Below are 22,196 nucleotides of genomic sequence, written 5' to 3'. Positions count from 1 at the left end.
AGCCGAAATGGGCCGCAAACAGGGCAGCACAGTCGACTTGCTGGTGCCAGCCAACTTCATCCGCGCAATCCGCGAGTCGGGCTACGTCAGCCTTTCCACGGCGCTCGCGGAACTCGTTGACAACTCAATCCAAGCGAACGCCGCTGTCATCGACATCGCAATCGGTCGATCTGGACCAGATGCGCTGCCGTGGATCAGTGTTGAGGACGACGGTCGTGGCATGTCGGAAGAGGAACTAATCACCTGCCTGCGATTTGGTGGGTCATCTCGTTTCGACTCGCGTTCTTCGTTCGGGCGGTTCGGCATGGGGCTGCCCGCTGCGTCGCTAAGCCAGGCTCGACATATCGAGGTGGCAACCTGGCGACCGGGCACCCCGGCGCGCGCGGTTCACCTGGACGTTGATGCGGTGGCGCAGGGCGAAGGGGCATTCTTGTCGGCGGTTGACGGGCACGGAGGCGTCGCGCCATCTGGGTGCCGCGTCACGTGGAATGAGTGCGACCGGATCGAGTACCGACGTCTGGCGTGGCTAGAACGTGCGCTCCACCGAGACCTCGGCCGAATGTTTCGCAAGTTCCTTGATCGTGGCACGACCATGCGGATCAACGGACATGAGGTCGACCCGGTTGACCCGATGCTACTCAACACGACGGTTAGCGGTCACTCCGCTCGCCTCGCGTTTGACCCGCTGCGATACGAGATCCCCACCGCCACCGGTGAGACGAGTTGCGTCACTGTTACGTTCGCAATGCTCCCAGTTGCTCGTTGGCATCACCTCGACAACGCTACGAAGCGGCGGGTAGGAGTCGTCGGTCACGGCGGGGTTTCGATCCTGCGAGCGGGGCGAGAGATCGCCAGTGGGTGGTACCTCATGGGCGGCAAGCGGAAAGAGAACTACGACGACTGGTGGCGATGCGAGATTGAGTTCGATCCTGCACTTGATGAGGACTTCGGGATCACGATCAACAAGCAGGGTGTTCGCCCCTCAGCCGCCTTGCGAGAGGCACTAGAACCCGAGCTTGAATCGATCGCCCGCATCCTCAACGCTCGTGTTCGTCAGGCATTCGAGGAGGTAAAATTCGAGGCGGCCGTCCAAGGATCCTGCCGCATTGCGGGCGCGGCTGACGCCGAATTGCCGGTGATCCGCACCGCAGGGCGCGCGACCGGTGCTCTGAGCTACCGCCTGGGAGCTGACCAACTAACGGGAGAGTCGATGTTTGAATTGACGCTGAAGCAGCGCCGCATCGACGTCACCTTGAACACCGACCATCCCGCATTCAGCGCGCTCTACCGACCGCTCCAAGAACTGGGAGAGTCTGGTACCCCCGTGCGAATTGCCCTGGAACTCATGTTGCTTTCCTTCGCCCGATCAATTGCATCCATGGATGTCACTACGCGGGAGCGCCAGGAACTACTCCAGACCTGGGGTGCGACGTATGGGCGAATGCTGGCCAAGTCATGACCGCAGCAGATGATTCGGCGTTCCTCAACATCTCGCTCCCAACCGGCACGCCGAAAGCAGAGCGTGTTGCCTTCCTCCGGCTCTGTACAGCGCTGGCGACCGCCAGTCTCGATCCTGCTGACGCCATTGACCGCAACTTGTGGTTCGCCGAGGCTGGTTTGGGAGACCTGTACAACAAGCCGACCTTGGCGGCAGCCGCCAACACCCTCATCGACCTTGTAGAGCAAGGCTGGACTCTCTCAACCGCGTACAAGCATGGCCCACTCCTCGCTCCGCCGCCCTCGAACGCGGATCCGGTGGTTGAGAAGGCTCGAGTTCGTCGCCAGGAACACCTTCGCCGCGATCCTCAGCTCAGAAAGCCCAGCGTCCGTCGCTTCGTTGAGGGCATGGAGAAGCCCCGCGAGTTCAAGGGCAAACTGGTCACTGTCTTCAACTTGATGCGTGACGGTCGTGAACTCGCGGACTCATTAACGACGGCACCGGACCCCGGTTCGGTGATCCGCCCCTACATCCAGATCGTCGATGGAAGTAGGTGTGAGCGCACCGGCTATCTTCTGCACGATATCTGGCGGTACTTCCGGCACACGTGGTCGAATGCCTACTCCACGGTGCCCGGGCGCTCTATGCCAATCTTGATACGCGATGCGGCCACGCCACACCATGCGGTCATCGGGTTGGCAGCGATCTCCAGCCCGGTCGTTCAAATCGCTGAGCGCGACGAATGGATCGGCTGGGGCACCGACACGTTCCTTGAAGAGGTTCGTGAGGCTCCTTCTGATGAGATCGCGGCGTGGCTCGCTGGCAGAATCGACGCGCAGCTTGGGGAGATCTACCTTGAGGATCTTCTAGCCGACAACGTTCTTCAGCCGACCGACCTGCAGCACCCGACCAACGAGGCGATCGCCATGCTCCGGGCTGATGCCGAGCGTCACCGCCAGAAACACCATCGGACTCCACTCAGTGAAGTGCGGCAGATAGAACAGGATCCCTGGGTCCAGCGGGCCACCTCCCACCTGTTCCGCAGTAAGCGTGCAGCAATGCTGGCTGACACGCTAGAGGCCTCTCGTACCCTCCGGCCATTCTTCTCGCCCAAGCCGACAGCAGATGGTCTCCGCCAAGCGCTGAGTGACACCAAAGCGAAAGTGCAACTCCGCCGCTTGATTCGCCGAGCACGTGGCGAACGAGTCGGCACTGTGATTGCCGACCTAACCGTCTGCGGCGCTGTCGCTCCGTATAACGCTCTGGCCGCAGGCAAGTTGGTCGGCGCCCTGGCCGTATCCCCCAAGGTCATCGCTGCCTATCGCGCCAAATACTCCCGGCCGAGTGACATCGCTTCTTCGATGGCCGGTCGACCGATCGAACGCGAGTCGCGACTCTCCTTCATCAGCACCACCTCGCTATATGGCAGCGGCTCCAGCCAGTACAACCGGCTCCGTTGGCCGGCCGCCGTAATGGGGGGACCGAACGATAAGTGGATCAGCTTCACCGAACTCGGCCGATCCCGCTCCTTCGGAACGTCGCACTTCACCGACGAGACGGTCGATGCGTTGGTTCGGTTGTCCCGAGTCAAGGGCGCGATCGTCCGGGTCAACAGCGTGTTCGGCGAAGGTGTCAGCCCGCGTCTACGAAAGGTACGTCTCGGCTTGGCTGCCCTTGGGTGGCCGAGTAGCGAGTTGCTGAAGCATGGCCGGGAACGGATCGTCTACGGCATCAAGCTGGTTGAGAACCTCCGTGATTACTCGCTCGGGATTGATCCTGCTCCTGAGTACCTTTTGGATCCGGAGCAAGCGGATGAGACATCCGTTGGCGTTTGGTGGTTCGAACGGTGGGGGCAGCGACGGGCAGTCCAGCCCGCTGTGCTTGAGAGCATGCGTCGCCACCGGCTAGTTCGTCCGATCAGTCACGGAGCTCGCGTCCCCTTGCCGACCGATGAGGCCGATGCCACTCCCACGGAATCGATGCTCTTCGCCGCCGACAGTTCCTAAGCCGACTCGACCCGAAACGCCTCAGTCGCCACGGTCAGAGACCCGATTGGCCAGGGCACCTGCGGGTCGATATCACGACGCAGCCCCAGGAAACGGAAACGTTCTCCCGACGCGAACGGTGGCGTAGATGTGGTGGTACGCAGTAGTAGGTCAGGGTGGCCAGCGTCGTTTAGGAGCCACCAGCTGCGCTGGCCGTTCTGCTCGCCAATCACACCCTCGTAGTCGAAAAATTCCCCTTGCCCGACGTCGGAAAGTTTCGGAGCGACAGTGATCCAGTAACTGATGCAAAGGTGACGTACCGCGCAGTGCCGGCAGTTCTTCTGACTAGGCTTTGCGAGGGGGGCGCCTGAGGCAATCTCCCTGTCTGCATCGGCGATCTTGGTAGCGAGCTCATGGGACAGCGCGATCAGCTGCTCCGGACCCGGAACGTCGACAGTCACATCGTGGTCGCGGTAGGCCGCAGTGAGACTGGTGACGTCCCGTCTTCGCGGATTGACTTTGTCGTCTGCTCCCCAAAGCCAGGCGTAGAGCCGCAATTGGTCCACGTGGCCGTCAGACTCGCCGCCAGTCTTGTAGTCGATGATGTTGATCTGATCGCGTGAGAGCGTCAGCAAATCAACCCGCCCATACAGCCGCTGGCGCTCTGCGACCAGCTCAACCTCTGCGTGTGATCCCTCTCCGAGTTCGCGGCGCACAAACGCTCGCGGTTGGGCGTTGCCGGAGCCGGAGGTAGCACGCCGTGGACCGGGCACGAACCTCGTGCGACTGAGGTAGGTCTGTACCTGTGCCCGAGCATCGGCGACCTGGGCTTCTAAGTCGATTGCAATCCGGCGCTGGCGATCTTTGGACAGGCGCATATTGTGCTTCAGCGGAGCGAGCTGCCTAGCGAGCTCCCTCTCAACTACCGACGTGAATCCACCGAGATCGCGGATCACGTTGGCTGCTGATTCGGACTGCGGCGACTCCACGCCAGCTTCAGCCATCGCCTTGACTACAGTTTCCAAGACCCCGTGCACGATGTTGCCGAACAGCGCCGAAACCGATGGCAACGACGGGTAGCCCTTGTGGTCACCCAGATCCGGGTAGGTTGCTCGCTGCAGGCAGTACCGCAGCGGACAAGCCGTTGCTTCTTTCAGCGTCGAGTAACTCCAGCGGGCGGGCGGGGCTGCCAACATCGCTCGGCTGGAAGCGATGCCGGTGGCGAAGGTGCGCGGCGATTCCGTCAAAGCAGAATCTTCTCAACGGCAAGGCTGGCGTTCGGCAAGCTCCGCGAGATCTCGATGTCATCGACCAGTCGGACCGGAATAACCGCCTGGTTCTCCTTAGCATCGTTTAGCAAGTTATCGGAAGCTAAATGCGGCGTCAGCGGGCTGTGCACTCCGAAAATGAACCTCCGGTCGCCCTTCGTCGCCAGAATCGGCGCGGTCACTGTGCCAATGCCGGGGATACTGACCTCGACGTCCCGCTCGAACTCGACCCCTGAAATGCCGCGTCCCTTGAGGTCGCCGTAGAGCCGTCCGATTGACAACTCCAGTCGCGATTCGTCGAGCGTCGGGGCGGTGCCATACAGGAGGTACCGCAGCAAACCTGCCCCAACCTTGCGGTCTAGGAGTCCATGCTCGAAGCGGTTGCGGAAACTGCGGATGCATCGATAACACGACTGGTCGCAAGCGGCAGGGCAGTTCTCCAACCGCTTGAGGGTCTCCTCCAGAACCTGAATGCCTAGTTCCTCGACGCGACGGGTGAATCCCGCGCCACCAGCCAAGGTGTCGTAGAGGTAGATCTCAGCCTCCAGCCCAGCAGCTCCGCCTGGCGTGAGAGCCGGACGGAACTCCGCCTGGAGTTCGGTCGCCTCGATGTCGAGCAGTTGAGTCGCGGCGATGGTCATAGCCTCGGCGATAGTGCGAAGCGCCACCTGTGTCGACAAGAACTGCGGAGCCAAACGAACTGGCGAAGCCACCTCTAGCCGGACCAGTAGAACATCAGTAATGAAGTCCGTCCCGAGTGCCAGACCCCGCCACGCCGAGTTCCCAGAACAGTCCTGCTCGTTCGGGTCTGGGAATGGCTTCTTGTGCTGCCCCACTACCGTTCCTGTGGGGAGAGCGGTCGGCTCGATCTTGCCGCACTTGAAGCAGTAGGTGTAGCCCTCGTTGCCGGGACCGGTGTTGGTGACGATCAATGTCTCGCGGTGATAGGTCTGTCGGATTCGGTCGGTCACCTCATCCCAAGCCGACTCGTCATCTGGTCCTGGAGCGACCAGCTTGGCGCGAGTGGCGTAGCTACGGGCCGGGGCGTCATCAGGGCTAGTTCCCTCGGTCTCGTCGGCCGGGTGCGCGAATCCTGGCGGACGCATCCAGGCCATCGCCTCTCCAAACGAACCTTCGGTGCCGCAGGCTTCGCACTCGCGGATCTCACCAGGGTGCGCTTCCTCCTGGTCGTAATACTTGGCGTAGTGGCAGACTCGGCATTCGAAGTAGAGCTTGTGCTCTTGCCATGCCTTGTACCGCTCCGCTTTGACCGGCGAGTAGATCGCCCCGGAGTGCCACTCCTTGTTGTCAATCCACACGTCCTTGCCGGGGGCGTACTGGCTGAGGGCGACGGGAAGTCCCTGGCTAGGCGCGTAGCGGTAGGCAACTCGGAAGGGTTCGGAGCGGTCAACGTCGAAAACGTGAAAGCTTGCGACATCGGTCGGGAAGGCGTATCTCGGCAGCACGCCCTTGTAAAGCAGTCGGTCTAGCAGATTGGTCTGGCTTCGCATCGGACTGGGCTCCTCGGCTCCGTCCTCTGCCGGGCCTTCGGCTTCCGCTTCCTCAGCTTCGGGCATCGAGTCGCCGGCCTCTGGAGGGGGCAGCGTCCCTGCATCTGTCAGATCAAGAGCGCTGTCGATCGCAACCAACGTGTTCGAGACGATGCCATTCAGAACCTGCTGACGGCTTGCGGACGCAAGCTCTGAGGGCAACCAATCGTCGATATCCGCCCGGAGCGACGCCTCGTTCTGGTTGAGCCACTTTTCTAGGTCGGTTCGGTTGAGCAGCGAGGCGGTGCCCACAAACTCCGGCACTGTGCCAAGCACTTCGAAGAGCTGCGACTTCTGAGTATCGGGGTCGAAGGTGGGCAGCTTGTCCTGGTGGTATCGCTGCAATAGGTATGCGATGACATGCCGTTTGGCGATTTCGTCGTTGTCCATCGTTAGGACCGGGTCGACGACCTTGCCCCGGATCATCTCGGCCGGCTCGCGGAAGTAGTGGTCGTCATGTGTATCGGAGCTTCCGAACGCCACGACGGTTGCGACGGCATTGCCGCGGCGTCCGGCCCGACCAGCTCGCTGTTGGTAGTTCGCTCGGGACGGTGGCATGTTGCGAAGGGCAACCCCGGACAACGCACCGATGTCGATGCCGACCTCCATCGTCGTAGTGCAGGACAGTACGTCGATGGCTGCCCGCTCCTGGGCGCCAGCATTCGGCAATTCAATGTCAACGTCCTGGAACAGCAGCTCGTGCTCCTCCGCTTTGGAGAACACGGCCTCGGACTGGGCCGCGTTCAGCTGTGCGGTGTGCTCGGCCGCGATGATGCTCATTGGCGTTTCGGGGTTATCCCGCAGCGCGCGCACCGTGCTGGCTCGGTAATAGCCTTTACGGGCGCTAAACACCGGATCGCTGTCCGGGTCAATGACTTGCACCTGGTCATCACCACAGCTGACGCACTTGGACGATTCTGGGAACGGCCGCTGGGTGAAACGGCAGCGTTCGCAGTAGCCCCACTCGCCTTCGAGCTCCAGCGCGACTTTGCCGGCCAACAAGTAGTGCTTGTTGCCACCGGCCACCTCGCAGAACTGCTGCTGAAGAACGGGCAGCCACTCCTTGTTGAACTGCCTGACGAGGATCGACGAGTCAAGCCAACGCTCGAACGGCCGGAACTTGCCTGCGTGAGGTCGGACGCCTTCTTTCCTCCCCCGCCAGTCCATCGTCATGTTCGGAAACCAGATGCCGTAGCTGGGCGTGGCCCACTGAGCCAGCCAGACTCGGACTAGAGCGAGCTTTTTCTCATCGGTGTCGGCAATGCCTGGCAGATTCGTAAGATCCGCCAAGAGCCCCGCCCTGTCGGTCTCCCGCTCGCGAAGCGACGCCAAACCCAGCGCTGCTATGCCGTAGTAGCGGTCGATCAGCGTGGAGTAGATCGCCTTCATTAACGACTCGGGCGGGTATACCGCCAGCGACACCAGTTCCATCTGTGCCGCGATGTCGCCTGACAGCGCTCCGGCATCGATCAATCGACCGACGTCCCGTAGGACGGCCATCGACTCACCCTGGCGAAGCTCCGGCCTAAGCCGGACTTTGAGCTTCTTGGCACCGACCAGAGTCGCCAGCACCAACTGGTGCAGGCCGATCTGCTTGTCCATGCCGGGCAACCTGGCGATTTCGCCCCAACCGCGGATGACCAGTGGTCGGATAACGTCCCGCAAAGCGTAACTCTGCAAATTCGGAGCAAGTCGAGCCGCCACCTGGCGAGAGTCCGAAAATGCCAGCACTTTGCGTCCGCGAAGTGGTGCGAAGTCGCTGTAGGGGCTGGAAGGAGGTTGGACCTCAATCTGCCGAGCGATCAGGGCCTGGAAGGGCTGGTCGCCCTTTGTCTGGTGATCCTGGACCGAGGAACGCCCGAATCCAGCCAGCTTGCGACAAACTCCGCATGGCTTGAATTCGCCGCTGCCAGTGGTCTTGCTATCTCCGTCGTCCTCGTCGTCATCGTCGGTATCGACCACCTCGCCGTTCCGCTTGCCCGGCAGATAGACGCTTCGAGTGCGTGACCCGAGCTTGACCGGGTTGAGTCGCCCAGTGATGAGATCCAGATCGGCGATCTCTGCAGCTTGATCGGGGTCGGGTTCTTCGACCAAAAGATCGAGCGGTTGCAACTGCGGTACCGGACCTGTGGCGGTCTGGAAGCTATTGCCTGGTTCATGCCAAAGCGACTTCGGGCTGGCCGGGTCGTCTGTGTAGGCACGCAGGTAGGCCGACCCACAGTGCCTGCAGGTGTAGAGCTCGAACACCCGCGCCCCGCACTCACACGTCTCCCGCGGCTGTCCGTAGAGTCTCCCGACCGGTCCCGCGGTGTCGCGGTCGACAGCAGTGCAGTCGGCATCAGCGCAAGCCCACAGGCCGGGCAATCCTCGATAAAAGGCGTGAACGCGACAGGGCAGCAGACCAGCATCATCGGCGCTAAGTCTGGCTACACTGCCGAGTGCTACCAGCGCCGTGACGGCTCGATCTGCGGTCTCGCGATCGGCATCCGGGAAGATCTTGCCGCCGAGTTCACCGACGGGCTGGGCTTCCTGCATAGTCTCGTTGACCAGCAGACCCATCGGCTCGTAGTCCGACAACGCCCGGTGCAGCAGAACACCGACCCCGTCGTCCGGGCTGGCCGAGATGCAGCGGGCGTCTAGCAACTCCTGCACGGCCGCGACCCTTTCGGGTTCAGTATTGCCGTCGTAGAAGTCGTCGAGCGGTAGTCCTGCCAGGAGGCTCGCGTCTCTCATCGTCCCCGGTGCCGCCGTCGATCGCAGGTTCAGTTCTCCGGTGACGGTCCGGAACTCGGCGGGATCTTTGCCAGAAAGCTGCGCGGCGAAGGCACTGGCGTAGGCCTGATCGTTGAAGCTCGCGCTGGTGGCGATGACCTGGAGTCTGTCGGCCGGAACGCCCAGCCGGGCTCGAAATCGACGCAGGAGTAGAGCAACCTCGGCGCCAGCGGCACCGCGGTAGAGGTGTGCTTCGTCGACGATCAGCAGGAACTTCTCGTTCGGGTTGTCCGCCAACCACGCGCGGGTGGCGTCAAACACCGGTCGTTCCAGCGGACGCATCAGCATGTATTCGAGCATCGAATAGTTGGTGATCAGGACGTCCGGCGGGGCCGCGAGAACCTCATGCCGCGTGAGCAGCTCCGAATCTTCGGGCTGCACGATCGCTCGGACGAATTCACCAGAGCTGTTCTTCCACCGGCTTCCTTTGGTCCCGTACCAAGTGCGGAGATCTGGCTTGGCAGGCCACTTGCCGCGCTGTCTCAATTGACCAACCAGCTTGGACGCAGCTTCATGGTGACGAGCATTTGGATCGTCCTGACGGTTCAGCAGGTCGATGTAGAAGTCCTCGACTGACTTGAGGCGTGTCTGGTCGCGCTCCGTCTTGCGGACCCCCGGGTAGAGCGTGCGGCTGGTGTAGCGGGCGAAGCGAGCCGGACGTCCTGCCCAAGACTGGAACTGGTTGGTGACTCGATTGTCGCCCAGCAGCAGCCTGAGACGACCCAGTTGGTCGTTGACCAGCGCATTCATCGGATAGAGGACCAATGCCCTGACTGCTGGACGTGCAAAGGATTGCGGGCTGTTGGCCGCCTCCCGAGCCAGCTTCGCCAGCATTGGCAAAAGGAAGGACTCGGTCTTGCCCGAACCAGTGCCAGTGGTCACCGCCAGGCTCAAGCCATCTCGCATAGTCCATTCGAGTGCTTTGGCCTGATGTGTGTAGGGCGGGTCGTAGAGCAGTCGCGATCCGCCTACGTTGCTGGCTATCGACGCGAAGAGTTTCTGGGCGGACGGATCGAGCTCCAAGTCTGAGAAGCGCCGGCCGGTCTGGTAGCGAGGTGTGCTCTCGATAAACGGCGCTTGAGAGATGACGCCTTCCTGGTCGAGAATCTCGCGGCGCTGCTCGATGAGCGTCGGATGGCCGATGTGATAGGTCGCTTCGATGTATTCGCGAAGAGCGGACTGAATCTTGGTGATCGTCTCGGCGATGGTTGGTGCTTCTGCAGTCACTGGTTGTCCCCCTGGGTAGTCGTCATCCACAGAGTTCCGGTCACCACTGACTGGAGTTCTGCGAGTGCAGATGCCGGAATCCGGTACGAGAACAAGGCGCCGCGGGACCTATCCACGGAGATTCCGGCCAGTTCAAGGTACCGCTCTACCCAACTGGGCAGCGGCGAGAAGAAGTCGACGATGTACGCGGTAATCGGCGTCGTGCCTGGAATCGGCTGGACCCGATAGCCAAGCGGCGTGTGGCGGGCCGCGTCGATGGCCGCCTGCAAGCGCCAGGCGTCATCACGCGCAGGTGACGCAGCGTTGTCCAGTGGTAGGTCGAGCAACTTCTCCGGTGCCCCGTCGACCAGCCGAACAACGCACCAACGGTCGGCACCGTACGCCTGCGGGCGCCGCCCGACGTAGTCGCCGTTGTCTCCTGATGCCGGCGCGCGCCAGCGTCCCTTGTAGTAGGTCGGCCGAGATCCGGGGTTGATGATGGTCAGCCCGTCGACGAACCCCGCTGCCGGTGAGTTGGCGAGGCGCTGCCGGAACTGGTCGATGAAGTCTTGGGCCGCCACGATTGCGGGCTGGCCGATCCAGTGTTGAACACTGATCTTGTGCAGCCCGGCCGCCCGAAGTCTGTCTTCCGCGTCATCGCCGTCGAGCAAAACCGCCCGAATGTGAGCCTCCGCCTCGACGGCAACATCGGCCGGAACCAGCGCTGCTCCGTGCGGGCGAATGCCTGTCAGGAGAAAGCGGTTAGTTGACTTCGGCACAAAGCTTGGTGGCCCAAGGTACAGCAGGCGAATCTTGCGATCTGAAGTGGCATCGGCCATCTCCAGTAGGTCGCCTCCCGAGACCAATTGATCGATCAAGGCCATAAGGTCATCGCGGGTTGGCGGCTCAGGCAGCACCGGAGTCAACGCCTCGAGCACGGCATCCGTCAAGGCTCGCGGCGTCGTCGGGCATAGGAAGGATGCGGCACGTCGCACCGAAGCGGCAACCGCCTCCGGGTAGTCCAGGCCGAAGCACTCCTCGTCCAGGCCCAAGGCTCGGACCGAGATCATGGCGACCTCGTCTACGGTGCGTGTGGCGATACTCATCAGAACCCCCTAGCCGCTAGCTCGGCTTCACCCATTAGCCGGGTGCCGACGACGGCGAATCTGGCGGCACGCAGCAGCGCTGGTGAAGCGATGACTTGCTGCATCAGATAGCCTCGCTCGACTTCCTCCCAGGACAGCACTTGGCTGGGGCGCCCCGCAAGCGACAGAAGAAATCGCGGAGCCGAGTCATGCCCTATTACCCCATTGGCTCGCAATGACCCCTGGATGACCTCGTCAAATCCCGTCAAGAGCGAGGCCGGGTCTTGCCATGCGTAAAGGCTGCGTCCGATCTTCTTCGCCAGACGCGTATGATCATCGCTGTCTCCAACGAGAGCCTGCACCTCGTCGATCAGACCGAGGGGATCGTTCGAGTTGGCGAGTCTATTCTCAACGGCTGCCCACCGGTTTCCACACGCTAGAGAAACCAGCGCACGGGTGATGGCTTCGAGTACGGCGTCCCGATGGTGCTGGGCGAAAATGTCACCGGGCAGGTCGGCCTCTGCCCACCGCCGGTAGTGAAACACCAGTCGAAGGAGTTCCCCCGGAGTCCGCGGCCCGGTCGGGACGTTCGGCTTAACACGAATCCCCAGCAGGTCGTTCGGTCGTGTCGGGAGCAGGATGGTGGCGGAAGCGTCGATCCCCTCTCCACCTTTCGCGGTCAGGAGACCGCCAGTCGCCGGAGCAACTACGTCGGAGTTCGGGTCGAGTTCTTCGAGGGCCACCGGTGTTTCGAACCGGTACAAGAGCACCCGTGTGCCGGGGCTGTCGGTCCTATCGATGAGGTGGGCACGGGTCTGCTCTCGTTCCCGAAGTAGCTGCCACCGCAGGGGCTGGAAGCCGCGATCTGCCCGAAGTGTGGCTTGGCCGACCCCTGCGCGAGACACCGTCAGCTCCAGCGACTCGGCCTGATCGAAGTTCCCGGTGAAGCGGCTGTCGTTGCGGACTTTCTTGGCGACGCCGATCCAATCGGAGTCGACAAGCGGCAAGGTGATGGGATGCGAGATCTTGGATAGCTCCCGGCCGGCCTCACCTCGGAGCGATATGGCTAGGTCGACTCGCAGGCCATCAGGCCCCGCGATCGTGACCGCTCCAGGTGCCCAAATCTCGCTCATGTTCGGGCGGGCCGGCGATGCCAGCAACCGGATTCCCTCGCCGACCTCGGCAGCATCGCGGCGCACCTGGGGGTCGCGAATCGTCACCAGCAGCGATCCCTCGGCCAAGGTTTGCTGGGCGCCGCCGGTCAACGTGACGCGCAACTCGTGGTCGCCCACCGAGAGATCGTCCAGGGTTAAGTAGAGTTCGCTGCTGCCCTCGGGCCACTCAAGGTTGTATCGCTCGCCGTCCAGACTCAGAGCGCCGCCCGCCGGAACCTGCTCGGCGTGGATGCCGATCAGACCCGGCTCACCAGCAATCCACTCGACGGCTCCTTCACCGTCCCACGAACTTGCTACGATTCCGACTGGACGAATCGTCACGTTGGTGACCACACTCAGCCCTGCAGCTAGGAGGGCATCGGACTCTGCGGCAGTGAGTTGCTCGGGCACGACTAGTCGACTTGCCGCTGCCCCGGCTACGTCAAGCTTGATCGGATCCAGGCCAGGAGCGCCCTCACCTACCCAGCCCTCAGCGTGGACGAGGTAGTAGGTGTTGTCGGGGCGGACCACTTTGCTCTTGACCTCGACAGCCAGGCCAGGTGCCCGCCGCTTAAACAACCAGACCGGACCACGAGAGATTTCCACCTGGTCGCGAAGCAAGGCGTTGACATCGCTACTGCCGTCCTCAAGCTCGATGAACGATGTCTCGGGGTCGGGCCAATGAGTTAGCCGGACCTGCTGGCCTGGCGTCACGAGACGGCCACGAGCCAAGACGATGTCTTCGGCGCCTGCTACGCGCGCGCGTCGGGTACGCAGTTCGTCGTAGACGTGGGTCAGTCGGCGGCTCAAACTGCGGAGATCTGGCAACTGGGCGTATGCCCGCCAGCCCGTATCGCTACCCCGCAGGACGAGGCGCGGGTCTGTCGGGTTCGGTAGTCGGTCCCGCTGAGTGCCTGCTCCGGTGCGGGAGGCTCCAGGTTGAAATCCTTGGGCGCGGACTCGACTCGCAGCGTTTCGGGCTCCCTGCAACCAGAACTTGGACTGGCGCTCCTGCTCCAGCCCCTCAACCAGCCGCAGCAGCGTCGAGTGCAGCAGGTAAGGCGATTCTTCGTCCTCACCGGAGAGCAGCGCCGCCGCGACATGCCCGAGTAGTGACGTATTTGAGCAGAAGATGCGGAACCGCTCGGTGTAGCCCCAGGCGCGAGCTGACAACTGCTTGCCAAGGTCTTCCGGCTGCCGGAGCAGTTCGGTGGTCAAGCCCATGCGGAACTCGTAAAGCAGCTGAGCGAGGTGACGCTGCAGATACACCGGTAGAACGGCGTGCGTAATCGGCCAAGCGATGATCGGGAAGTTCTGTGCGAAGCCGCCGGTGGGGATAGCCCCACCGTAATCGGTGCCGAACCTCCGGAACATCGTCCGGATACGGTCCCGATCGCCGTGAACCGCCCAGCCCGGTGTGGCTTGCTCGAAGCTCGGCCAGAATTCGTTGCCCTCGTAGTCGTAGCCGGACTCTGCCGCGTAGACAACGAATGGCAGCCAGTTTTGCCGCCAGTACAGGGCGCTGAATCCGTGGGTGACCGCGAACCTCACGCTTGCGTTCAGCGCATCGATATCGGTCAGGGAAAGCCCGTGTTCGAGAGCGAACACAGGGGCTTCGGTGGAGAACACCTGCCTCCGCTGTTTCAACTCGCTGAAGTGAGCGTCGAGACGCGAGTGAAGAACCTCGAGCGCATCTAGAGAGTTCTGTGGCCTCAACTCGGTCATCGCGTCCCCCTCCGCCGTTGATCGGAACCATATCGTGGCGGTGCCGTTGGCACACAGTCTGGCGAAGGCCTCCGACAGTTACTCGTGCTCGACCCCGACAGAGCTATCAAGGTGTGACGCGGGTTGAGTCGGGCGTGCCAAATGATCAGGCGCCACCTCGTCATCCAACAGACCTGGCCCACGTCAATGAACTCGCCCATTTCCGCGTCGATCAGTTCCTGGTAGAGCGTGTCGGTCGCGACCCGGATCCGTCGGTGACATCGGTGAGTTTCAGTTTCCCGAGGAGCTCGAGGAGGGCAGACTGGTCTTGAGCCCATCGAGCTTTGTGTCCTTCTTGTGAGTGACTTTGATCGGTACTCACTGGCCATCGCACGATGGCTCCCTCACGTGCACGACACGAACAACCCTGCCGAGAACGACACCACCTCAGGGGGACGTCACCCTGAGGTTCAGCTACGCCCGAGAAGGAGGATCGCCGGATGATGATCGACTATCACGTGAGGGACGACTGGCCCGAGGGGGAAGCGGACTGGCTCAAATCGCTTGTTTCGTCACTCAGCCGTCAGGGCTACGTTCCGTTCACACTCCCGCTGACCGTCGCGACGCAGGAGATCCGAGATTGGGTGCAACTCGCGAGTGGTGAAGAAGCCTGGGTTCGGAAGGACAACCAGAACTCGCTGAAAGCGGACCTGGCGCAGTCGGTAGCCTCGCTCGGTCCGTCGCTGCGCACCGCACTTGCACGAGAGGTCGCTGCGTTGCAGACCCGCTTTGGAGTGCTCGCGGCGAGTGGAAAGGCCGTGCTGTCGCAGGGTCCAGGACTGCGCACGGACCAGCGCTGGGCCGACGTGGAAGGTGCCGCCGACAGCCTTCTCGCAGCCCTCGCGACGGACAGGGCAGTCGGCGCGTGTTGGGATGATTTGGTCGCCATCGCGAAGGACCGTGCTCTAGAGACTCTTGACTATCGGCTCGTCGCCGACCTGCTCTTCGATATGCTCGGACGGCGAGGTCAGTCAGCGGAGCGCGTCCTGCGTCACGCCGTCGACATGCTCGCGTACGGGCGGGAGCCGGAAGATCTCCCGTTCGAGGAGCGAGAGCTTGCGGTCGGATCTCGCGTATCGAAGGCTCGCGACCTCGTCGTCGCTCCCGAGACAATCGAGTCAGTTGCTGTCTGGCTTGGCTTCAAGGGCGGATTCGTTCCCGAGATCGGCGCGGGCAATGTTCAGTTCTACAACGCACCCTGGCATATCCCGAACTCCGCGCCCGGGCGCCCTGACTTCCCCCACAAGGCAGAACTGGCGAAGATCACGAAGCATGGCGGCATCTTCAAATGGCAAGAGCGGATAGGCGAAGACTATGACGTCGACTTCCTCGTCCGCGTCGACCTCGGACTCACCACGGCTGCGAACGCGTTCGAGCGAGCCGTCGAAGTAATCGACACGATCTTCGCTGTTGCGGTTCACGATTCCAACGGCATCCGTCCACACCTGGCCCAGTACGTGGTCGTGCAGTCTGGAGAGCCCACAACGCAAAGCTTCATGGTTTCACGGGCCGAACCCGGTTTCCCGGATGACCGCCATGGAGCGCAGCTCACCGTCGAAGGACTGGAGCGTCACGCGGCCAAGATCGCCGACGCGCTCGCGACGGACGACCTGCCACGGTTCCTCTCAGCAGCGATCGAGGCTCAGACCGCCGCCGACCTCCCGTTCAGCCGCGCCTTTGCCCTGCGTAAGCCTTCAGAGGCGGATCGCCGCGCGGTGGTTCCACTGGCGGATCGTGTTGTGCAACACGTCGCGGCCTATGCGGCGATGAAGCCTGGCGTACTCTTCGACCTGCTCGTCGAGAGGTGGGCCTATGCTCGCTGGGCCACCGCCGTCCAGAACGCCGTGCTGCGCTGCCTGCTCGGTGGCGGCCCGAATAGTAGACGCACCAGCGAGCTACTTGGCGAGTTCTACGCAAGCACGAGCCGGCGTCCCTGGATGCTCTTTGCCGCCGACCACGAACAGGAACTTCTCGACCTGTGCCGGGTCGAGCATGAGCGGGGCTGGATCACCCGTATGCTGCAGAGTCTCCGCGACATGAAGACCTATGAGGAAATCATCGCCGAGTTCCAGGAAGAGGGAGAGAACTTGGGGCAACGACGCACCCGTGTACGCAATTCGCTCGTGCATGGAAACCCAACGCAGTTTGCGGTCGTTGACTCTGTTCGAGAGTTCGCCGAGTTCCTCGGCAACACCGCACTCGGCACCGCGCTCGAGGCCTTCACCTCACAGGGAGACTTTCATGCCGTACTCGCCCAGACCAACGGCCTTCAGCAGGCTCTCGCAAACGGTCAGACGGCCGCCGACTACTGGCGCGGCCACGTAGCGGCTGGCACCGATGAGTGACCTAATCATCGATGCCGCCGACAAGCGCGACGCGGCAGGCCGTGCGTGACCGCTCGCGCTGCCCCGCGCTTGCGGCAAGTCGGCAGGGCATCCCGACCAGCCCAAGCAGTATCTCGCCACGGTCATTGAACCGTGCTCACGCAAGTTGCCGGTTGGATCGATCTCGATCTGGTTGAGGCGCCCCAACCGGAACTGGTGGGTCGGAATCTGCGTGCACGTTTTCTCGTTAGGCTCGCGAGATGTTGCCTTCCGTAGACCCAACGCCGATCCCGGTCCTCATCGTCAACGATCCTCCGGGCTGGTGGATCGAGGTCGGGCTGCCGACGTTCACGGCGATTTCGTCAACAATCGTTGCTCTCGTCGCCGTCGGCCTCACTTGGTATCTCGCCAACCGCGAGCGGAAACGGCAGAAGCAGGAGAAAGAGGAGAGCGACCATCGCAAAGCGCACGAGGCTCGCGCGACTGTGGGCGGCGCGGCCTTCGACTATCTCGAAGCGACGCGTCACAACTTCCGCGACTTCACGGCCTTCCAGTCGCTCGCGCGCGTCTTCGCCGCGACGGGTGTTGAGTAGGAGCCTCTGCTTCGTTGGCTGGCTGAAACATCCAAGACTCAACGTGAGGCGTACCAGGCCGCGCAGTCATGGTCGGATGAGCATGTTCCACCAGACCCGCGGGACTACGACAGCGAATGGGAACACGAGCAGGCCGCCGCGCCACTTCAGGCGTACGAGGTCGCCTATTACGCCGTAGTCGCGGAGATACACCAACGACTGCGCGATTGGATGCTGACCGGGGACATTGACTCCACGCCGGTCAAGTCGTTTGGCGACCACTTCGAGGATGGGTGAATCGAGTCGTCGCGCTTCGCGCTCATGCTTGAAACTGAGGATGTTGCGCCAGGTCTGATCGCAGCGCATCAATCCGTTACCGACAGGCTTCGTGAGACAAAGTGCGACCAATCCTGGTCATGAGATGCGCGGGATTACGGGGGTGCGCGCCTCACCTACCGCCAACTTCCGCGAGATCGGACAATTCACACCGCTATAGCGTGAGGGCCTCATCGAGTGGCGATGCAGGCGAGGGGCGTTCGATCGTCAGCGTGGTGGTCGACGGCGACAGCACGGTCGTCGACGCCGATTCCGACGGGGACTGGGTCGCCCTGTACACCGGCGGTACCGCACACGATCTCGAGACGACGGGCATGACTGTCGCCCTGATCGCTCCGCTGTCGGCTGCGGGCATCCCGATCTTCGTGACGTCGACTCTGTCGGCCGACCTCGTCCTGGTTCCCACGGAGTCCGTCGAGCGCGCGGAGACGGCGCTACGCACTGCGGGTCACATCGTCGAGCTCTGAGCACTCGACCCCTGCCCTCCCCTGTGCGGCGTGCCCGCTGACGTCCTCGGGTCGGGACCGCTCAGAAGAACAGCATCGCCTTGTAGGCGATGACCGATGAGATCACGCAGCCCACGAGGGTGAGCACGATCCCCGCGACGGGCACGATCCAGACCCGATCCCGGCGCTGGAAGACGACGGTCAGCACGAGACTGACCAGTTGGATGCCGGCGGCGGAGATCATGAACCCCTGGAAGTTCAGTCCGAGCAGGTCCCACTCGCAATCGGGTGAGCAGTGGGGCGTCGAGATGCCGAGGAAGCCCACCCAGAACACGGCCCCCATCGAGACCAGCAGCTGAAACCCCCATGTCGCGAGGCTGCCCCAGTACCTCTCGACAGGCTTCGGTCGAGATCGGAGCCCGACGGTGACGGCGACGCCGAGCGCGATCGCGGCGGCCAGCATCGTCCAGGCGAAGAGCTCGTTCATCTCCTGTCATCCGCCATCCGGTCGGCAGGATGCCGCCGCCGTCGCCGCGGCGGGAGCAGGTGCATCGTCGCAAGTGCCACGAGTCCGTACGAGGGAACGAAGATCCTGCCGTCCGGGAGATAGCCGTTCACCTCCGGGAACAGATCGTCGGCCGGGACATGGAGCGGGCGGGCGTCGCCCACGAAGTACGAGAGCACCAGCCCCGCCACGCCCACGAAGAGGGCGACGACAGGCCAGCCCCCGTGCCGCACCCACCACCGGCGGAGTGGAGGCGCGACGCGCAGGGGCAGCCCGAGCAGGAACGCGGTGATCGTGATCACGGCCGAGCCGAGCCCGAGGCTGACCGCCTGCATGCCCTCCGAGTACTGGTCGGAGGTCGAGATCCACTCCGCGGCCACGACGAACGTGATGAGGCCTGTGACGAATACCTGGAGCGGAAGCCAGCTCCACGCTCGGCGAGCGTCCGGCGAGGGGACCGGAAACGCCTCGTCCGCCGACGCCGGGGCGAGATGCGGGGATGCCATGGCCGAAGCGTATCGTCCGAGACGGGTCGCAGGGCGGGGATCCGAGGGCTCCGTTGTGGTACTGTCACTTTATGCCAGTAGCACAGCGGAGCCCGACAGACGATGAGCTGCGCCCCGACGTCGCCCCGGACCTCCGGCGTGATTCCGAGTCCGTGCTGCAGGTGTCGCGCGTCGCCGCCGAGCTGTTCTGGAGGGATGGTGTGGTTGCGACGCGAGGGGAGGACATCGCTGCGGTGGCCGGAATATCCGTGCGGACGCTGTGGCGCTACTTCCGGTCCAAGGAAGCGTGCATCGAACCGATCCTGACGAGTCTCGCGCGTCCGCTGGTCGACCTGGTCGCGGCGTGGCCCCTCGATCGCACTCTGGAGGAGCATCTCGCCGGAAGGCCGTCATCGGGACGCGTGACCTACACCGATGATCAGGAACGCGGGATGCGCATGGTCGTCCTCGGTCACTCGGAACCCGCGCTCCGCGTCTCCTGGCTGATGATCTGCGACCACTTCGAACGCAGCATGATCCCCGTGTTCGCGAGAAGGCTGCAGCTGCCGGATGACCATGTCGATGTGGCGCGGATCACGGCGGCCGTGGTGGGCGCCAACCGGGCGTTCAACGACTCGCTGGCGTCCGAGTACGCCCGCACCGGCATCCCGCCGCACGCACGCACGGTGGCGGAGACGCTGCGACTCTGCATCACCGAACCCTCAGGAAACCGACTGGGGCCGGCTGTGACACCGCCCGCCCCCGCAACGAAGGACGCACGATGACCGTCGACTCTCCCGGCACTCGGACCCGGCTCCCGAAGATCGGGCAGTTCCTCCTCGTCGTCGTCGGCTACCTCGTGATCGTGCAGGGGCTCACACTGCTGCTCGCGGATCCGGACTCGACAGGGGGGTCCATCGAATCGGTCGATGCGCTCCTCCGGGGTGTCATCGTTCCGGTCGCACTGGGGGCGGCGTTCGTCGTCGCGATCGTCGCGTGGGTCGGGGGCTGGACGCAGATCTTCGTCAGCGCGCGGCGTCTGCGCCGGTGGACGCTCGTGATCCCCGTGCTGCTGCTGCTCGGGATCATCGCGGTGACGAACTACGGGGGTCTCATGCAGGCGGGGCTGCTCCACGCTCTCGTGCTGCTCACCGCTGTGCTGCTGGTCGGGTTCGCGGAGGAACTCCTGTTCCGAGGTCTCGGTGTCGCGGCGTTCCAGTCGACAGGTCGCTCGGAGTTCGCGGTGGCCGGGTGGACCTCTCTCATCTTCGGCATCGCTCACGGGTCCAACGGCTTCATCACGGGCGACTTCGGCGCCGCGCTCCTGCAGGTCGTTCTGACGACCTTGACCGGAGCCGTCTTCTACCTCGTCCTGCGCACCACGGGCTCGCTCGTCGTCGGCATGGCAGCGCACGGGTTGTGGGACTTCGGCATCCTCTCCACTCAGATCGATCTGTCGAACACGTACGACATCGTGAACTTCGCCCCGGTGCTGATCATCGTCCTCCTGCTGATCGTGTTGACCTGGCGCAAGCGCCTGGCCCGCGCAGTGCAGGACGGACAGCGCGGCTACTGAGGTCGGAGCGCTCCGGGTTCCTCTCCATCCGCTCCCTCCAACCTCGGCAGCGACCGCAGCAGCTCCTGCGTGTACGGATGCTCGGGCGCGCGGAAGATCCGCTCGGCGTCGCCCTCCTCGACGACCACGCCGTCCTTCATGACGAGCACGCGGTCGCTGAGGTGGTGGATCACGCCGAGGTCGTGCGAGATGAAGAGGTAGCTGAGGCCGTATTCGTCCTGCAGGTCGACGAGCAGGTCGAGCACCTGCGCCTGCACCGACACATCGAGCGCCGACACGGCCTCGTCGAGCACGAGGATCTCGGGTGAGGTGGCGAGGGCACGCGCGATCGCGATGCGCTGCCGCTGACCTCCCGAGAGGCGCAGCGGGAAGCGCTCGCGCACGGATGCCGGCAGCGCGACCTGCGCGAGGAGATCGATGACCCGCTGCTCCCGCTCGCGCCGGGTCAGACCGGCATCCGCGGGGATCGCGTCGAGCAGGATCCGCTCGGTGTTCCATCGCGGGTCGAAGGAGCTCAGCGGGTCCTGGTAGACGACGCCGATGCGGCGACGCAGCGGACGTCGCTTCGCCTCGGAGACGCCCGACCAGGGCTGGTCCAGCAGCCGCACCTCGCCCTCGTCGGCGGTCTCGAGGGCAAGGGCGATGCGGGCGGTCGTGCTCTTGCCCGACCCCGATTCGCCGACGATCCCCACTGTCTCACCCCGGTGCAGCGTGAACGACACATGGTCGACCGCGGTGCTGTGGCGGCCGTCCGGTGCGACGAAGCGCTTCACGAGAACGCGGGCGTCGAGCACCGCTTCACCGCGCTGGCCCGCCGAGGTGCGTGCCACGTGCAGGTTCGGTACGGTGCGCTCCTGCGGAGCGAGGCGCTCGCCGCGGGTGTGACCGCTCGGCACGGCGTCGACCAGGCTCTGCGTGTACGGATGCTGAGGCGCGCGGAGCACCTGCGCTGCCGACCCCTGCTCGACGACCTCGCCGCCGCGCATCACGAGGATGTCGTCGGCGAGCTGCGCCACCACCGACAGGTCGTGGCTGATGAGGATGATCGACGAGCCGCGGACCTTCGCGTCCTCCAGCAGCGACAGCACCTGCGCCTGCACCGTGACGTCGAGCGCGGTCGTGGGCTCGTCGGCGATGATCACCTCGGGGTCGAGGGCGATCGCCGAGGCGATGAGAGCGCGCTGGCGCAGGCCGCCCGACAGTTCGCCCGGACGCTGCCGCGCGCGGAGCTCGGGCTGGGGCACGTCGACGCTCGCGAGCAGTTCGACCGCCTTGCGTCGTCGCGCGGTGCGGTCGCGCCACCCGTGCAGGCGCAGCGCCTCCTCGATCTCCTTCCCGACCGGTCGCAGCGGGTCGAGCGACACGAGCGCATCCTGCTGGATGAAGCCGATGCGCCGTCCGCGGATCCGGCGCCAGGAGCGGTCGGTCTGCGCCGTGAGGTCGACGCGGTCACCGAGATCCACACCACCGAGCGAGATCTCCTCGGCGTCCACGACCGCGCCCTGACCGGTCAGGCCCGCCAGCGTGCGCGCCGTGACGCTCTTGCCCGAACCGGATTCCCCCACGATCGCGACGCAGCGCCCGGCCGTCAGCTTGAACGACACATCGCGCACGACGCTGCGGGTCTCGCCGTCGCGCGCGAACCCGACGTTCAGGTTCCGCACGGTCAGGCGGCGCTCGCCGGTTGTGGCCGCCTGCGCAGACGGGATGGTGAGTTCTGCGATGCTCAT

14 protein-coding genes are annotated in these 22,196 nt (G+C 63.8%); 7 read left to right on the top strand and 7 right to left on the bottom strand.

Translation table 11 applies throughout. The features are described from left to right. Positions 1–7 precede the first annotated feature (7 nt). Together MRBLMX7_RS06485 and MRBLMX7_RS06480 are read left to right on the top strand one after the other, a co-directional pair. Entirely contained in the window at positions 8–1,459 is a 1,452-nt protein-coding gene (locus tag MRBLMX7_RS06485) for an ATP-binding protein (RefSeq protein WP_363366816.1), read from the top strand. Next, entirely contained in the window at positions 1,456–3,444 is a 1,989-nt protein-coding gene (locus MRBLMX7_RS06480; RefSeq protein ID WP_363366814.1) for a Druantia anti-phage system protein DruA, read from the top strand. The genes MRBLMX7_RS06485 and MRBLMX7_RS06480 overlap by 4 nt, the downstream gene beginning before the upstream one ends. Here the strand turns inward: MRBLMX7_RS06480 and MRBLMX7_RS06475 are convergent. The 4 genes from MRBLMX7_RS06475 to MRBLMX7_RS06460 are packed head-to-tail and all read right to left on the bottom strand — an operon-like array spanning position 3,441 to position 14,183. Further along, complete coding sequence (locus MRBLMX7_RS06475; protein WP_363366812.1) at positions 3,441–4,670, bottom strand: RecB family exonuclease; 1,230 nt, start codon at positions 4,668–4,670, stop codon at positions 3,441–3,443. The two genes, MRBLMX7_RS06480 and MRBLMX7_RS06475, sit on opposite strands and share 4 nt — an antisense overlap. After that, complete coding sequence (locus MRBLMX7_RS06470; protein WP_363366810.1) at positions 4,667–10,240, bottom strand: DEAD/DEAH box helicase; 5,574 nt, start codon at positions 10,238–10,240, stop codon at positions 4,667–4,669. The genes MRBLMX7_RS06475 and MRBLMX7_RS06470 overlap by 4 nt, the downstream gene beginning before the upstream one ends. Then, entirely contained in the window at positions 10,237–11,325 is a 1,089-nt protein-coding gene (locus MRBLMX7_RS06465; protein WP_363366808.1) for a hypothetical protein, read from the bottom strand. Before MRBLMX7_RS06465 ends, MRBLMX7_RS06470 begins: the two co-directional genes overlap by 4 nt. Next, positions 11,325–14,183: a hypothetical protein gene (locus tag MRBLMX7_RS06460; protein WP_363366806.1), complete on the bottom strand. Its 2,859-nt coding sequence runs from the start codon at positions 14,181–14,183 to the stop codon at positions 11,325–11,327. Before MRBLMX7_RS06460 ends, MRBLMX7_RS06465 begins: the two co-directional genes overlap by 1 nt. A gap of 479 nt (positions 14,184–14,662) precedes the next feature. Here MRBLMX7_RS06460 and MRBLMX7_RS06455 point away from each other — a divergent pair, with 479 nt between their 5' ends. The 3 genes from MRBLMX7_RS06455 to MRBLMX7_RS06445 all read left to right on the top strand — a co-directional run bounded on the left by MRBLMX7_RS06455 (position 14,663) and on the right by MRBLMX7_RS06445 (position 17,921). Then, a complete protein-coding gene (locus MRBLMX7_RS06455) occupies positions 14,663–16,567 on the top strand; it encodes a hypothetical protein (RefSeq protein ID WP_363366805.1) in 1,905 nt (634 codons plus the stop codon). A 239-nt stretch (positions 16,568–16,806) separates the two neighbouring features. Next, entirely contained in the window at positions 16,807–17,139 is a 333-nt protein-coding gene (locus MRBLMX7_RS06450) for a hypothetical protein (protein ID WP_363366803.1), read from the top strand. Positions 17,140–17,666: 527 nt separating this feature from the next. Beyond that, the gene (locus tag MRBLMX7_RS06445; protein WP_363366800.1) at positions 17,667–17,921 is read left to right on the top strand and encodes an ACT domain-containing protein; all 255 of its coding nucleotides are present in this window, start codon (positions 17,667–17,669) and stop codon (positions 17,919–17,921) included. 61 nt (positions 17,922–17,982) lie between these two features. On the opposite strand, the gene MRBLMX7_RS06440 is transcribed toward MRBLMX7_RS06445, so the two are convergent. Both MRBLMX7_RS06440 and MRBLMX7_RS06435 read right to left on the bottom strand, forming a co-directional pair. Next, positions 17,983–18,387, bottom strand: coding sequence for a hypothetical protein (locus MRBLMX7_RS06440; protein WP_363366798.1), 405 nt, complete (start codon positions 18,385–18,387; stop codon positions 17,983–17,985). Further along, positions 18,384–18,911, bottom strand: a complete 528-nt coding sequence (locus tag MRBLMX7_RS06435; protein WP_363366796.1) for a hypothetical protein — start codon at positions 18,909–18,911, stop codon at positions 18,384–18,386. The genes MRBLMX7_RS06440 and MRBLMX7_RS06435 overlap by 4 nt, the downstream gene beginning before the upstream one ends. A gap of 71 nt (positions 18,912–18,982) precedes the next feature. On the opposite strand from MRBLMX7_RS06435, the gene MRBLMX7_RS06430 reads away from it, so the two are divergent. After that, entirely contained in the window at positions 18,983–19,675 is a 693-nt protein-coding gene (locus MRBLMX7_RS06430; protein WP_363366793.1) for a TetR/AcrR family transcriptional regulator, read from the top strand. Then, entirely contained in the window at positions 19,672–20,466 is a 795-nt protein-coding gene (locus tag MRBLMX7_RS06425) for a CPBP family intramembrane glutamic endopeptidase (RefSeq protein WP_363366791.1), read from the top strand. Before MRBLMX7_RS06430 ends, MRBLMX7_RS06425 begins: the two co-directional genes overlap by 4 nt. On the opposite strand, the gene MRBLMX7_RS06420 is transcribed toward MRBLMX7_RS06425, so the two are convergent. Continuing rightward, positions 20,460–22,196: an ABC transporter ATP-binding protein gene (locus MRBLMX7_RS06420; RefSeq protein ID WP_363366789.1), complete on the bottom strand. Its 1,737-nt coding sequence runs from the start codon at positions 22,194–22,196 to the stop codon at positions 20,460–20,462. The two genes, MRBLMX7_RS06425 and MRBLMX7_RS06420, sit on opposite strands and share 7 nt — an antisense overlap.

The sequence above is a fragment of the Microbacterium sp. LMX7-1.2 genome (assembly GCF_040675935.1).
In the GTDB taxonomy this organism is placed as follows: Bacteria; Actinomycetota; Actinomycetes; order Actinomycetales; family Microbacteriaceae; genus Microbacterium.
The sequence above is the reverse complement of the archived record's forward strand: the minus strand, read 5'-3'. Positions and strand labels throughout refer to the sequence as shown.